This is a genomic window from Streptomyces sp. NPDC104831 (genome assembly GCF_055583025.1).
Genome location: NZ_JBVJOT010000025.1, coordinates 80,681 through 95,036 on the forward strand (window position 1 = coordinate 80,681; position 14,356 = coordinate 95,036).

Below are 14,356 nucleotides of genomic sequence, written 5' to 3' on the forward strand. Positions count from 1 at the left end.
AGGATGGGGGGCGCCCGCCGGTGCGGCTTTCACCGCCGGACCGGGTGCGCCTTCCGGGCCGGAGGCGCCCGCGGGGCTGAACGGGTCTGCTCGGCAGGGGGCACCCGCCGGGCCTGGTGCCCCTGGGCCGGGGACGCCCGCCGGGGACGGCGCGCCCGCCGGGCCCGGTGTGCCTCCTGGGCCCGGTATGCCATCTGGGCCCTCTGTGCCTCCTGGGGCTGGGACGTCTGCCGGGACGGGCGCGTTCGCCGGGTGGGGGGTGCCCGCAGGGCCGGGTGCGCCTTCCGGGCCGGGGACGTCCACCGGACCGGGCACGCCTCCCGGGCCGGGTGCGTCTCCCGGATCGGGTACGCCCTCTGGTGTCGCGTTCCCCGCCGGGCCGGGGGCGGCCGACGGTGCCGCTTTCTCCGCCTTCTCCGCCGGGGCGGGTACGCCTTCCTGGCCGGGCGCGCCCGGCGGTACGGCCGGGCCCTCCGCGTCGGCGGTGCCCCCCGCCCCGGAGGCGTCCGGCACCGGCGGGTCCGTCGGGGGCGGGGGGATGCCTCCCCGGGCCGGGACGTCCTTCCAGGCCGTCGACGGGGCCGACGGATCGCCCGAGCACGCGCCGGTCTCCGACGGCGGCGCCCCCGCGCCCGGCGGCCACCTGCCCCCGCCCACCTCCGTCGCCCCGCGCACCCCGCCGCCCGCGCCGCCCGCCGGGTTCGGCGCGGCGTACGGGGCCCCGCAGCCCCAGCCGCACCCGCAGCACCCCCACCCGGCCTACGGCTACCCGCAGCAGACCGGGGCCGGTGCCTGGGGCGGGGCGGCGCAGTCGCCGTCGTACCAGCCTTATGCCGGCGGACTCGGCGCCACACCGCCGTACGGCCCGCCGGACGCCGGCCCGCCCGCGGAGCCGGAGCCGCGCAGCGGCCGGTCCACCGCGCTGCTCGTCGTGATCGCGCTGGTCGTGGCGCTGGGCGCGGGCGGCTCGGTGTACGCGCTGATGAAGAACGGCGGCGACACCGGGAACCAGGGCAGCGGCACGGTCGGCACGGCCCCCACCCACGCCCCGACGCCCGAGGACGGCTCGGCCGCCCCCACGGCCACGTCGGCCGCGCCCACCCCGAGCAGCTCCGGGACGTCCGCCGCCGGGGCCGTCCCGGACGCCTACCTGGGCACCTGGCGGGCGACCCTCGGCGGCGCGGGCGGCACCGGCACCCGCGAACTGACCATCCGGCAGGGCGAGGTGGGGGACACCGTGCTGACCCTGGTCGCGGACGGGCCGGCCGAGGGCGGCGGGTCGTACCACTGCGTCTTCGAGGCCGAGCTGACCGCGGTGGCCGCGAAGGACGGACCGCTGACGATCGGGCCGTCCACCGTCACCACCGGGGAACCCGCCACCTCGTGCACCCCGGGCGAGGCCACCGAGGTCACCCTGCTGCCGGACGGGCGGCTGAAGCGGGCCAAGGCGAGCGGCGGGGAGAGCCTGACGTACGGCAAGGAGTGACCCGCCCGGCCCCGGCAGCCCGGTTGTTGAACGGTGGGCGAACATACGCCGACCGGGCCCGCCGGGGCCCGCGGACGCCCGTACCGTGACTCCACCATCATCCGGCTCCGGGGGAGTGGCGGGGGCACCCACATGGACTGGCTGAGCGCGGAGAACGTCGTCGCCGTGGGGACGGCGGTGCTGGGCATCGCCGCGTCCGCGGGCATGGTCTGGTACGAGCGCCGGGTGCCGCGCCGCAGGAGGATCGGCTACCGGGTGCAGATGGACAACCCGATAGGGGACGACGCGCGGTCGGGGCGGGTCAACCGGCGGCTCGGCCTCTTCCTGGAGTCACCCGGCATGGAGGACGCCACGCTCGTCCTGCTGCGCGTGGAGAACGACGGCTCGCAGGGCATCGACCGCGACGACTACACCGGCCCCGAACGGCACGGTCTCACCGCGGTGTTCACGGACCGGACCATCCGGGGCGTCTCGGTGACCCAGCCCGGCGGGACCGGCCACCTGATGGACCACTTCACCGCCGAGCGCGGCTTCGGCTACGAGGACAACACCCTGCGCATCCCGCGCGTCCCCCTCAACCGGGGCGACCACTTCAAGCTGCTGGTCCTGCTGTCCGGCGGGGACGTGGGCCGGGAGATCCGGCTGAGCGGCGGCATCCGGGAGGGCGAGGTCCATCCCAACCGCAGCGCCACCCCGGACGTCAAGCCGCCCCTGTTCAGCCGCGCCGCCCGGCTGATCACCGTCATGCTCACGGTGTGCGTGATGACCCTCGCGGGCATCGTCGTGGCCCGCGACGACAGCCCGCCGCCGGCCGGCTGCGAGCGGGGCACGCTGACCGTCATCGGGTCGACGGCCTTCGCCCCGGTGCTGCGCGAGGCGGCGAGGGAGTACGAGGAGGACTGCGCGGGCTCGGCCGTCGAGGTGGACGTGCACGGATCCACCGCCGGCATACGGAAGCTCGCGGCGGCCGGGGCGGCGGCCGGGGGCAAGGGGGCGCCGGCGGTCGTCGCCTTCTCCGACGGGCCCAAGCCCGGGGACATGCCCGAGCTGCGGGAGACCCGCGTCGCGCTGTCGGTGTTCGCGCTCGTCGCCCACGAGGACGTGGGGGTGCGCGGCCTGTCCACCGCCGACGCGCGCCGGCTGTACCGGGGGGAGATCCGCAGCTGGTCGCGGCTCGGCGGGCGTCCGGTGCCGGTCCACCTGGTCAGCCGGGACGCCGGCTCCGGCACCCGGCAGGTCTTCCAGCGGCGGGTGCTGGGGCGGGGCGAGCCGGCGAACTCCTCCGTCGACTGCGTCCACAAGGACGATCCGGCGGCGCCGGTGACCCGCTGTGAGCTGGACTCCACCGACCAGGTGCTGGCGCAGGTGGCCCGGCTGCCCGGCGCCGTCGGCTACAGCGAGCTGAACCTGGCCCTGCGGGCGAAGGGCGTGCGGGTGCTGGGTCTCGACGGCGGCACGCCGTCCGTGGACGCGATCGAGCACGGCCGCAGCGCCTACCCGTACCGGGAGGTCGAGTACGCCTACACCTACGGCAGCCCGCCCGCCGACTCGCTGACGTCCGGCTTCCTGACGTATCTGTCCCGGGGCAACGGGCAGGGGATCATCCGCACGCACGGACACGTGCCGTGCTGGACCCCGGAGGGGATGAAGCTCTGCGGCTGAGGGTCAGCGCGGCTCCGGGGGGCGCTGCCTCGGCATGTTGGGGCGGCTGCCGCTCGCCGGCGGCAGCGGGAAGCGCCCCCCGCCCGCGCCGCCCGTCTCCTGCCGGGGCACGGTGGCCACCGCCGTCTGCGGGCCCAGCGGGGCCGGGCCCGCGCCGAACTGCGCCATCCAGTCGGTCGTCTCCGCGCGCACCAGCTCCGCGATGTCCTCGGAGAAGCGGCGCAGCACCGTCAGGCACCGCTCGGCCGCCTCGCTCGCCGTGCCCTCCGCCGGGCCCAGCACCTCGCGCACGCTCTCCGCCGCCCAGTCGAACTGCAACGCCTGGAGCCGCCGCTGCACCGCCTGGGCGGTGGCCACGTCCCGCATCCAGCCGGACGTGCACCCGAAGAAGCGGTCGACCCCCACACCGGCCCCCGCGAGCAGCAGTGCCAGGCAACCCCAGGGCGCCGCCCCGGCGGCCACCCCGGTGAGGTCCAGCAGCGGCAGCGCCGCCCCGGCCACCGCGCCGGCCGCCGTGGTGATCCGCAGCGCGCGCGCCCCGCGCCGCTTCCAGGACCGGTCCCGCAGGTACCAGGCGGCCGTCTCCAGCCCCCGGCGCTCCACCCAGCGGTACAGCTCGTCCAGCCGCTCGGCGGGTTCGCCCCAGTCCCCGAGCGGGAACGTCCGCCCGGTCAGATCGCCCGGCCGCAGCCCGGCCGCGCCCTCGCCCCGCCCGTCCTGAGGCGGACCCTCGGGCTGCATCTCCGGCTGACCCACCCGGCACTCCCTACTGATCACGACCGGTCGCGTTGCGTGACATTCCATGCCGACGCGCGGCCACCTTCCTACCGCCCAACGGGTGGCGGAGAGGGAGGTTTCCCCGCTTTTCCGCCCGGAAGAGGGCCTTGATCAGGTATAGGACAGCCGTCTTTCTCACTCGAAAGAGTGGCAGGGCGGGGACCGCGTGGACCACGTAGGCTCGTTGACGACTGAGAAAACGTCGGAGACGACGACCCGGAAGACGGCGAGGAGCTGATCGTGATCCCCGGTGGCCAGCCCAACATGCAGCAGTTGCTCCAGCAGGCCCAGAAGATGCAGCAGGACCTGGCGCGGGCGCAGGAGGAACTGGCGAGCACCGAGGTCGACGGGCAGGCGGGCGGCGGCCTGGTGAAGGCCACCGTGACCGGCGCCGGCGAGCTGCGCGCGCTGAAGATCGACCCGAAGGCCGTGGACCCGGAGGACACCGAGACCCTCGCCGACCTGATCCTGGCGGCGGTCCAGGCGGCCAACCAGAACGCGCAGACGCTCCAGCAGCAGAAGCTCGGCCCGCTGGCGCAGGGGCTGGGCGGCGGCAGCGGCATCCCGGGCCTGCCGTTCTGACCCGGCCCGACCCGCCGCCTTCCGGGCGGAGGCGGAAGGCAACTACGGTACGTACCGAAAGGTCTCCAGGAAAGGCAGTCCGTTGTACGAAGGCGTGGTCCAGGACCTCATCGACGAACTGGGGCGGCTGCCCGGCGTCGGTCCCAAGAGCGCGCAGCGGATCGCCTTCCACGTCCTGCAGGCGGAACCGGCCGACGTGAAGCGGCTGGCGCACGCCCTGCTGGAGGTCAAGGCGAAGGTGCGTTTCTGCGCCACCTGCGGCAACGTGGCGCAGGAGGAGCTGTGCGGCATCTGCCGCGACCCGCGCCGCGACCCCGCCGTCATCTGTGTGGTGGAGGAACCGAAGGACGTCGTCGCGATCGAGCGCACGCGTGAGTTCCGCGGCCGGTACCACGTGCTCGGCGGCGCGATCAGCCCCATCGAGGGCGTCGGACCCGACGACCTGCGTATACGGGAACTTCTCGCGCGGTTGGCCGACGGGACGGTCACGGAGCTGATCCTGGCCACGGACCCGAATCTGGAAGGCGAGGCGACGGCCACGTACCTCGCCCGCATGATCAAGCCCATGGGCCTGAAGGTCACCCGCCTGGCCAGCGGCCTCCCGGTGGGTGGCGACCTGGAGTACGCGGACGAGGTGACCCTCGGCCGCGCCTTCGAGGGGAGACGACTGCTAGATGTCTGACGCCACGCTGCACGCCACGACGCAGAACCCGGACGACTTCGCGGTGCAGATCGCGGACCAGGTGGAGAGCTTCCTGGTGGCCGTCACGGAGGTGGCCAGGGGTGCCGAGCCCGGCTCGGCGGTCCCCTTCCTCCTCCTGGAGGTCTCCCAGCTGCTGCTGGCCGGCGGCCGGCTGGGCGCCCACGAGGACTTCGTCCCCGACGAGCGCTACGAGCCGGACCCGGGCCCCGAGCCGGACGTGGACGAGCTGCGGGAGAACTTCGCCCGGCTGCTGGACCCGGTCGACGTCTACTCCGAGGTCTTCGACCCGTACGAGCCCCGCAAGGCGCCCGTGCCGGCCCGGATCTCCGACGACCTCGCCGACATCATCACCGACCTGAGGCACGGCATGGCCCACTACCGCGCGGGCCGCACCACCGAGGCCCTGTGGTGGTGGCAGTTCTCGTACTTCTCCAACTGGGGAGGGACGGCCTCGGCGGTGCTGCGCGCCCTGCAGTCCGTCCTCATCCACGTCCGGCTGAACCAGCCCCTGGAGGAGCTGGACGGCCTGGACACCGACCAGGCCGACATCGGCGACGAGACGCTGGAGTTCGAGGCGGGCCGGGTCATGGCCGAGGAGATCGGCGCTCCGCTGGGCATCCGGCCGGCGCCGTAGCGGCCGCGGCCGGCTGTGAGCCGGGGCACTTTCGGAGTGGGGTGCCGCGCGCTGGGCAGGGTCGGACGGGAGCGGACGATGTCTCACCATGCGGGAGCAGGGTGGTGGAATTCGGACGCTCGTTAGACTGAGCCGACACAAACGAACCGAGCGAGGAGCGCACGTGGGCCTTGTCGTGCAGAAGTACGGAGGCTCCTCCGTAGCCGATGCCGAGGGCATCAAGCGCGTCGCCAAGCGGATCGTGGAAGCGAAGAAGAACGGCAACCAGGTTGTCGTCGTCGTTTCCGCGATGGGCGACACGACGGACGAGCTGATCGATCTCGCCGAGCAGGTGTCTCCGATGCCTGCCGGGCGGGAGTTCGACATGCTGCTGACCGCCGGAGAGCGGATCTCCATGGCCCTGCTGGCGATGGCGATCAAAAACCTGGGGCACGAGGCGCAGTCCTTCACCGGCAGCCAGGCAGGCGTCATCACCGACTCGGTCCACAACAAAGCCCGGATCATCGACGTCACGCCGGGCCGGATCCGCACCGCCCTGGACGAGGGCAACATCGCCATCGTCGCGGGCTTCCAGGGCGTCAGCCAGGACAAGAAGGACATCACCACGCTGGGGCGCGGCGGGTCCGACACGACGGCCGTGGCGCTCGCCGCCGCGCTCGACGCCGAGGTCTGCGAGATCTACACCGACGTCGACGGCGTGTTCACCGCCGACCCGCGTGTGGTGAAGAAGGCCCGGAAGATCGACTGGATCTCCTTCGAGGACATGCTGGAGCTCGCCTCGTCCGGGTCCAAGGTGCTGCTCCACCGCTGTGTGGAGTACGCCCGCCGCTACAACATCCCGATCCATGTCCGGTCCTCCTTCAGCGGACTGCAGGGCACATGGGTCAGCAGTGAGCCGATTGGGGACAAGAAGGTGGAGCAGGCCATCATCTCCGGTGTCGCGCACGACACCTCCGAGGCCAAGATCACGGTCGTCGGCGTGCCGGACAAGCCGGGTGAGGCCGCCGCGATCTTCCGGACCATCGCCGATGCCGAGGTCAACATCGACATGGTCGTGCAGAACGTGTCCGCCGCCGCCACCGGGCTGACGGACATCTCCTTCACCCTGCCGAAGACCGAGGGCCGCAAGGCGATCGACGCCCTGGAGCGCAACCGCCCCGGCATCGGCTTCGACTCGCTGCGCTACGACGACCAGATCGGCAAGATCTCCCTGGTCGGCGCCGGCATGAAGACCAACCCGGGCGTCACCGCCGCCTTCTTCGAGGCGCTGAGCAACGCGGGCGTGAACATCGAGCTGATCTCGACCTCCGAGATCCGCATCTCGGTCGTCACCCGCGCCGACGACGTGCCCGAGGCGGTCCGCGCCGTGCACACCGCCTTCGGGCTCGACTCCGACTCCGACGAGGCCGTCGTCTACGGAGGCACCGGCCGATGAGCCGGGGTACGGGCCGATGACCGGCAGGCCGACGCTCGCGGTCGTGGGAGCGACCGGGGCCGTCGGCACGGTCGTGCTCCGGATCCTGTCCCAGCGCGCCGACGTCTGGGGCGAGATCCGGCTGCTCGCCTCCCCGCGCTCGGCCGGCCGCAAGCTGACCGTGCGCGGGGTGGAGGTCGAGGTGACGGCCCTGACGGAGGACGCCTTCGACGGCGTCGACATCGCGCTGTTCGACGTCCCCGCGGACGTCGCCGCCGCCTGGGCACCGGTCGCCGCCGCGCGCGGCGCGGCCGTCGTCGACAACTCCGGTGCCTTCCGGGACGACCCGGACGTGCCGCTCGTGGTGCCCGAGGTCAATCCGCACGCCCTGCGCTCCCGCCCGCGCGGGATCGTCGCGAGCCCCGACAGCGCCACCCTGACGATGATCGTCGCCCTGGGGGCGCTGCACGCCGAGTACGGCCTGCGCGAGCTGGTGGTCTCGTCGTACCAGGCGGCGAGCGGGGCCGGGCGGGCCGGGGTGGACGCCCTGCGGGCCCAGCTGGCCCTGGTGGCCGGGACCGAGCTGGGCACCCGGCCGGGCGACCTCAGGCGGGCCGTCGGGGACGCCACCGGGCCCTTCCCGGAGCCGGTCGCGCTGAACGTCGTCCCGTGGACCGGGCCGCCCCGGGCGGACGGCCGGTCGGCGCAGGAGCTGGCCGTGCGCGAGGAGACCCGCCGGATCCTCGGCCTGCCGGCGCTGCCGGTCGCCGTGACCTGCGTCCAGGTGCCGGTGATCACCACCCACGCGCTGACCGTGCACGCCCGCTTCCAGCGCGAGGTGGAGGTGGACGGCGCCCGGGAGATCCTCGCGACCGCGCCGGGCGTGGTGCTGTGCGACGATCCGGCCGCCGGCGAGTTCCCCACCCCGGCCGACGTGGTGGGCACCGACCCGGCCTGGGTGGGCCGTCTGCGCCGGTCCCTGGACGACCCGGCCGCGCTGGAGTTCTTCGTGTGCGGCGACAACCTGCGCAAGGGCGCGGCGCTGAACTGCGTGCAGCTCGCGGAGCTGCTGGCCGGTCCGGCCGGCGGGGAGCCGGGCGGGGCGGCCGGCCGCGTCTGACGCTTTGTAGGATCCGGGTAAGAAGTGTGGCCGGGAGCATGGTCCAAACCACTTGAACCGTCCCTCTTGGCGGCAGAGGATTTCCCTCCCCGTCTTCCGCAACCGTACGGAGGGCGGGGAGCGTCTTTGCGGTCACCCTTGCGGGACCTGGGGACGTGATGATCCTGGCGTGGGGACGCCGTGATCGGGGCGTGGGGACGCCCGTTCAAATGGGACATAAGGGAAGAGCGGGACGCATGACGGCACTTGAGGCCCGGCCGGTCGTCGCACATGTGACGTCGGACACGTACAACCCCCGAGGGGGCAGACGTGTCCAACTGGCGTGGCAGAGGTACTCGAACTCAGTGTGGCCCGCGGCGGCACGGCCCTGCGGCCTCCCGCGGCGCTCCGGCCCCGCGCGTCCGGCGGCATGCCGGTGATCGCGCCCATGCCCGCAGCGCGGCCCGCCCGCATACCCAGTCAGCGTGACGGTGCCGAGGAGCTGCCCGGTGCCGTGACGGCCGAGGCCGCCGGGACCACCGTCGACCACCTCACCGAGACCTACCGGGCGCACTACCGCTCGCTGCTGGGTCTCGCCGCCCTCCTCCTCGACGACACCGCCTCCTGCGAGGACGTCGTCCAGGAGGCGTTCATCCGCGTCCACTCGGCCCGCAAGCGCGTCCGCGACCCCGAGAAGACCCTCGCCTACCTGCGGCAGACGGTCGTCAACCTCTCCCGGTCCACGCTGCGCCGCCGCATCCTCGGTCTGAAGCTGCTCTCCAAGCCGATGCCCGACGCGGCGAGCGCGGAGGAGGGGGCCTACGACCAGCTGGAGCGGCGGGACCTCATCCAGGCGATGAAGGGCCTGCAGCGCCGCCAGCGCGAGGTGCTCGTGCTGCGGTACTTCGCGGACATGACCGAGGCCCAGGTCGCCGAGACGCTCGGCATATCCCTCGGCTCGGTCAAGGCGTACGGCTCACGGGGCATCGCCGCGCTGCGGGTGGCCATGAGGACGCCGGCATGAGCGACCGCGCCGAAGGGGGCGACTCCCATGAACGTCACGAGCCCTACGCCTGGCACGAGCCGACGCGCCACCACGGGCAACCGCACACGCCAACGCACGCTGGGAACGGAACTGTGAACCACGGCCCCGACGGCAAGGGCCCCGAGGGGCCCGGCCCGGTCACCGACTCACCGGACGGCCTCGACGGACTCGACTCGGACGAGTTGGCCCTGCGCCGCCTGCTGCACACGGCGGTGGACGACATCGAACCGCGCGGCGGCACCCTGGAGCACCTGCGCCGGGCGGTCCCCGCGCGCCGGGCCCGCAAGCGCCAGGCGGTGGTCGGCGTGGCGGCGGCGGCCCTGTTCATCGGCACCGCGATCCCCGCCCTGGTGCACGTCTCCCACGCCGGCGGCTCCGACCCCAACACCGCGATGGCCGGCCAGACCTCGCAGGCCCAGGGCGGCACCGGCCACGGCAAGGACAAGGGCACCGCCGGCAAGGACGACAAGAAGGACACCCCGAGCACCGAGGTCAAGCCCGGCAAGGAGACGGACAGGCCCGAGGGCGGGAAGGACCACGAGGACGGTCACCGCCCCGGCACCCCGGCCGGAACCCAGCCCACCGCCACCGCCCCCGCCGGCATCGCGCCGTGCTCGCCGGGCCGGCTCGGCTCCGCCACCGGCACCGTGAACGCCCCCGACTCCGCGGGCGTGGTCTACGGCACCTTCCGCGTCGTCAACGTCTCCGCCGCGGCCTGCAAGGTGACCGGCCCCGGCAGCGTCGCCCCGTCGGCCCAAGGCGCCGCCGATCCGGCCAAGATCGGCGCCGTGCGGCACTCGGCCGGGGACGCGGCGGCGGCCCTGCCCGACCCCTCCCTGGAGGTCGCCTCACTGGTCCTGCAGCCCGGAGCGGCGTACGAGGAGAAGTTCGCCTTCGTGCCCTCCGAGACCTGCCCGGCCGCGGGCGGCAGCACCGGCGGGAGTTCCGACACGGGCGGCCCGTCCCCCGACCCGACGCCGACCCAGGAGGCGGGCGCGACCGGCGGGACGACCGACACCAGCACCGGGACGCCGGGCGTGACCACCCAGCTGGTCACCGAGGACGGCACGGCCGACGGCAGCGTCGCGGTCACCCACACGGCTCAGGGCGGCGCACCGGCGGCGACCGCGGTGGTGCCGGGGGCGTGCGCGGGGACGGTGTACTACACGGGGCTGCTGGCGGGGGCGTGAGCCCTCCCGGCCGGCCCCGGGTCCGCCGGGTCAGCCGCTCGGGACCGGGGTGCGCTCCGCGTCCTCCGGCACCAGGCCCAGCGCCGCGTCCCGCTGGAACTCCAGCTCCCGCCGCAGCAACCGGAACCACATGAACACCACGAACCCCGCGAAGACGAACCACTCGCCGGTGTAACCGAGGTTCTGGAACGCCTTCAGGTCCAGCCCCGTACCGGTCGGCGCGGTCGCGGGCACGGCCTTCATCCCGGCCTCGCCCTTGTCCAGCGTCACCCACGCGTCGTACAGCCGGTCCGGCACCAGGTTGACGAGCGACGCCGAGCTGATCGCCGCCGTCTGCCCGGCCGGCAGCCCGCCCTGCGCGCTGACCCCGTTGTCCCCCGGGGTCTCGGACGCCTGGAGCGCGCCGGTGACGGTGACCTCGCCGGCGGGCGGGGCGGGGGCCTTCGCCGGGTCCGCCGTGCCGGGCAGCCAGCCCCGGACCACGGGCAGCGCCTTGCCGGAGTCGGTGCGCAGCAGGGTGAGGACGTAGAAGCCGCGCTTGCCGTCCAGCTCCCGGCCGGGCACCAGCAGCTGCCTGCCGTAGTGCCCGCTCGCCGTGACCCGCCGGCCCGAGGTGCTCTTGTCGACGGGCAGCATCGAGTCCAGCGGGCGCGCGGCCTCGCCGCGGCCGGAGGTCGCCTGCTCGGTCGCGGTGCGGTGGTCCGCCACGCGCCCCTCGAACCGGCTCAGCTGCCACGACCCCATGAACACGCAGAACGGGATGGCGAGCAGCACGAAGACGTTGATGCCCCACCAGCGGGGTGTCAGCAGAAAGCGGTACACGCCCTCCACGGTACGGCGCCCGCTCCGGGTCCCGGGGCGCGGGGCGGCTCTTGGACCGGCTCCCGGCGGCCCGTCTCCGGACTCAGTCGCTCCTGCTCGCCTTCAGCGAGTAGATCAGCGGGACGCGGGGGTGGCCGGCCGGGAAGCGGTGGTAGCCGTCGCGGACCTCGAAGTTCTCGAAGCGCGGGAAGAGCGAGACGTCGTGCTCGTGCAGGAACTCCACGCGCAGTCCGGTCGCGGCGAGCGCGGAGACGACGTCCCCGAGGGTGTGCTGCCACTCCACGCTGCGGTTGTGGACGGTGGCGGCGTCCAGGTCGGCGTAGGTGCCCGGTTCGTTCCACACCTGCGCGTCCCGGGCGAAGTAGTCGCGCACGATCCGGGTGCCGGTCTCGTCGTCCAGGGACTCGGTGAGCGGGTGGAACTCGGCGAGGTACAGGAAGCCGCCCGGCGCGACCAGGGAGGCCGCCGTCTCGGCCCAGCGCCGGATGTCCGGCAGCCAGCACAGGGCACCGAGCCCGGTGTAGACGATGTCGTACGACGGTTCGGGCACGACCCCGGGCGCGTCGTACACGTCACCGGTGACGAAGGCCGCCCGCTCGGGGCCGTAGCCGAGGTCCGCCGCGAGGGCGCGGGCCGCCTCCACGGCGGGTGCGGAGAAGTCCAGGCCGACGACGCGGGCGGCGCCCCGGTGGGCCCAGGAGAGGGTGTCGGTGCCGATGTGGCACTGCAGGTGCAGGAGTGTTCTGCCGGTGACGTCGCCGACCTCCGCCGTCTCGAAGTCGCGCAGGTCGTCCCGGCGGGTGCGGAAGCCGGCGAGGTCGTAGAAGGGGCCGGCGACATGGAGGGGCACGCGCTCGTCCCACAGGGCCCGGTTGTCCTCCCGCCACCCCTCGGGGACGGAGCCGTGGGGGAGTGTGTCCCGCGGGGCGGCCGGAGAGGATCCGTCGGACGAGGGGCCGTCGGACGGGGACCCGTCGTGCACGGGCGAGGAGTCGGCGGAAACGCTCATGGCCGAGAAGTTATCCACAGGCTGCGCGCACCCGCCACCCAATTGTCGGTTCGGCCAGGCAGTATGGGCGCATGACTGGCGACACGAGCGAAAACAGGACACCGGACGCACCGGACATGCCGGACTGGGAGAAGCGGTTCAGGGCGCCGCGGGTCTCCCTGCCCGACTGGGCGGAGGACGCGCCCGACCGCGCCTTGTTCGTGTCGAACGCGACGGGGACGTACGAGCTGTACGCCTGGGACCGCGCGACGGGCGAGCAGCGGCAGGCGACGGACCGGCCGAACGGCACGACGGACGGCGTGCTCTCCCCGGACGGCGCGTGGATCTGGTGGTTCGACGACAAGGACGGCGACGAGTTCGGCATCTGGCGCCGCCAGCCCTTCGCGGGCGGCCCCGACGAGCCGGCCGTGCCCGGCCTCGCCCCGTCCTACCCGGCCGGCCTGGCCCTGTCCCGCGACGGCCGCACGGCGGTCGTGGGCCGCTCCACGGACGACGACGGTACGACGATCCACCTGGCGCGCGAGGGCGCGGAGCCGGTGGAGATCTACCGGCACCGCGAGTCGGCGGGCGTCGGCGACCTCTCGCACGACGGCTCGCTGATCGCGGTCGAGCACACCGAGCACGGCGACGCCATGCACGCCGCCCTGCGGGTGCTCCGCCCGGACGGCACGACGGTCGCCGAGCTGGACGACACCAAGGGCGGCGTCGAGGAACTGGGCCTGGAGGTGCTGGGCTTCGCCCCGGTCGACGGCGACACCCGGCTGCTCGTCGGGCACCAGCGCCGGGGCCGCTGGGAGCCGATGGTGTGGGACGTGGCGACGGGCGAGGAGACCGAGCTGGCGCTGGACCTGCCGGGCGACGTCGGCGCCGAGTGGTACCCGGACGGTTCGGCCCTGCTCGTCGTGCACGGCTTCGAGGCCCGCAGCGAACTGTTCCGGTACGACCTGGCGACCCGCGGGCTGACCCGCATCCCGACCCCGCCCGGCACGGTCTCCGGGGCGACGGCCCGCCCGGACGGCAGCGTGGAGTACCTGTGGTCGTCGGCCGCCGAGCCGCCCGCGGTGCGGTCCACGGCCGGCGGTGTGGTGCTGGATCCCCCGGGCATGGCGTGCCCGCCGTCGGTGCCGGTGGAGGACGTGTGGGTGGAGGGGCCCGGCGGCCGCATCCACGCCCTCGTCCAGAAGCCGGCCGGTGCCACGGGCCCCCTGCCCACCGTCTTCGACCTGCACGGCGGCCCGACCTGGCACGACAGCGACTCCTTCGCGGCGGGCCCGGCGGCCTGGGTCGACCACGGGTACGCGGTGGTCCGCGTCAACTACCGGGGCTCCACCGGCTACGGCCGCGCCTGGACCGACGCCCTCAAGCACCGGGTGGGCCTGATCGAGCTGGAGGACGTGGCCGCGGTCCGGGACTGGGCGGTCTCCTCGGGCCTCGCCGATCCCGGCCGCATGGTCCTCACGGGCGCGTCCTGGGGCGGCTACCTGACCCTGCTCGGCGTCGGCACCCAGCCGGACGCCTGGGCGCTCGGCATCGCGGTCGTCCCGGTCGCGGACTACGTCACGGCGTACCACGACGAGATGGAGTCCCTGAAGGCCATGGACCGCACCCTGCTGGGCGGCACCCCGGAGGAGGTCCCGGACCGCTTCGCCGCGTCCTCCCCGCTCACCTACGTCGACCGGGTCAAGGCCCCGGTCTACATCTCGGCGGGCGTCAACGACCCCCGCTGCCCGATCCGCCAGATCGACAACTACGTCAAGAGGCTGGAAGCCCGCGCCGCGGTCCACGAGGTCTACCGCTACGACGCGGGCCACGGCTCCCTGGTGGTCGGCGAGCGCATCAAGCAGGTCGCACTGGAACTGGACTTCGCGGCACGGCACTTGCCGGCGTGATCGCGCGCCGTCGCCCCCGGCCCGGGGCGGGCCCGGCCGGGTGA

General features: G+C 74.1%; 13 protein-coding genes. 10 read left to right on the plus strand and 3 right to left on the minus strand.

Annotated features, from left to right (window positions below):
* Positions 1-538 precede the first annotated feature (538 nt).
* Together ACZ63H_RS18835 and ACZ63H_RS18840 are read left to right on the plus strand one after the other, a co-directional pair.
* Positions 539-1,486, plus strand: coding sequence for a hypothetical protein (locus ACZ63H_RS18835; protein ID WP_469866356.1), 948 nt, complete (start codon positions 539-541; stop codon positions 1,484-1,486).
* A gap of 132 nt (positions 1,487-1,618) precedes the next feature.
* Positions 1,619-3,148, plus strand: a complete 1,530-nt coding sequence (locus tag ACZ63H_RS18840; protein ID WP_469866358.1) for a substrate-binding domain-containing protein — start codon at positions 1,619-1,621, stop codon at positions 3,146-3,148.
* A gap of 3 nt (positions 3,149-3,151) precedes the next feature.
* On the opposite strand, the gene ACZ63H_RS18845 is transcribed toward ACZ63H_RS18840, so the two are convergent.
* The gene (locus tag ACZ63H_RS18845) at positions 3,152-3,904 is read right to left on the minus strand and encodes an SLATT domain-containing protein (protein ID WP_469866360.1); all 753 of its coding nucleotides are present in this window, start codon (positions 3,902-3,904) and stop codon (positions 3,152-3,154) included.
* A gap of 261 nt (positions 3,905-4,165) precedes the next feature.
* Between ACZ63H_RS18845 and ACZ63H_RS18850 the strand changes: the two genes are divergently transcribed.
* From ACZ63H_RS18850 to ACZ63H_RS18880, 7 genes are all read left to right on the plus strand, one after another.
* Positions 4,166-4,507, plus strand: coding sequence for a YbaB/EbfC family nucleoid-associated protein (locus ACZ63H_RS18850; RefSeq protein ID WP_469866362.1), 342 nt, complete (start codon positions 4,166-4,168; stop codon positions 4,505-4,507).
* A gap of 82 nt (positions 4,508-4,589) precedes the next feature.
* Entirely contained in the window at positions 4,590-5,189 is a 600-nt protein-coding gene (gene recR / locus ACZ63H_RS18855) for a recombination mediator RecR (RefSeq protein ID WP_465937579.1), read from the plus strand.
* Positions 5,182-5,844, plus strand: coding sequence for a DUF5063 domain-containing protein (locus ACZ63H_RS18860; RefSeq protein ID WP_467942265.1), 663 nt, complete (start codon positions 5,182-5,184; stop codon positions 5,842-5,844). The genes recR and ACZ63H_RS18860 overlap by 8 nt, the downstream gene beginning before the upstream one ends.
* Before the next feature lie 163 nt (positions 5,845-6,007).
* Complete coding sequence (locus tag ACZ63H_RS18865) at positions 6,008-7,279, plus strand: aspartate kinase (protein ID WP_318202212.1); 1,272 nt, start codon at positions 6,008-6,010, stop codon at positions 7,277-7,279.
* Positions 7,280-7,295: 16 nt separating this feature from the next.
* A complete protein-coding gene (locus tag ACZ63H_RS18870) occupies positions 7,296-8,378 on the plus strand; it encodes an aspartate-semialdehyde dehydrogenase (RefSeq protein WP_469866365.1) in 1,083 nt (360 codons plus the stop codon).
* A 322-nt stretch (positions 8,379-8,700) separates the two neighbouring features.
* Positions 8,701-9,381 carry a SigE family RNA polymerase sigma factor gene (locus tag ACZ63H_RS18875; RefSeq protein ID WP_469866367.1) on the plus strand — a complete coding sequence of 227 codons (681 nt, stop codon included), beginning with the start codon at positions 8,701-8,703 and terminating at the stop codon, positions 9,379-9,381.
* A gap of 113 nt (positions 9,382-9,494) precedes the next feature.
* Entirely contained in the window at positions 9,495-10,592 is a 1,098-nt protein-coding gene (locus tag ACZ63H_RS18880) for a hypothetical protein (protein WP_469866369.1), read from the plus strand.
* A 30-nt stretch (positions 10,593-10,622) separates the two neighbouring features.
* On the opposite strand, the gene ACZ63H_RS18885 is transcribed toward ACZ63H_RS18880, so the two are convergent.
* Positions 10,623-11,414, minus strand: a complete 792-nt coding sequence (locus ACZ63H_RS18885) for an SURF1 family protein (RefSeq protein ID WP_469866371.1) — start codon at positions 11,412-11,414, stop codon at positions 10,623-10,625.
* 82 nt (positions 11,415-11,496) lie between these two features.
* Entirely contained in the window at positions 11,497-12,279 is a 783-nt protein-coding gene (locus ACZ63H_RS18890) for a class I SAM-dependent methyltransferase (RefSeq protein WP_469866421.1), read from the minus strand.
* A gap of 215 nt (positions 12,280-12,494) precedes the next feature.
* Here ACZ63H_RS18890 and ACZ63H_RS18895 point away from each other — a divergent pair, with 215 nt between their 5' ends.
* Positions 12,495-14,312, plus strand: coding sequence for a S9 family peptidase (locus tag ACZ63H_RS18895; protein ID WP_469866374.1), 1,818 nt, complete (start codon positions 12,495-12,497; stop codon positions 14,310-14,312).
* The last annotated feature ends 44 nt before the right edge of the window (positions 14,313-14,356 follow it).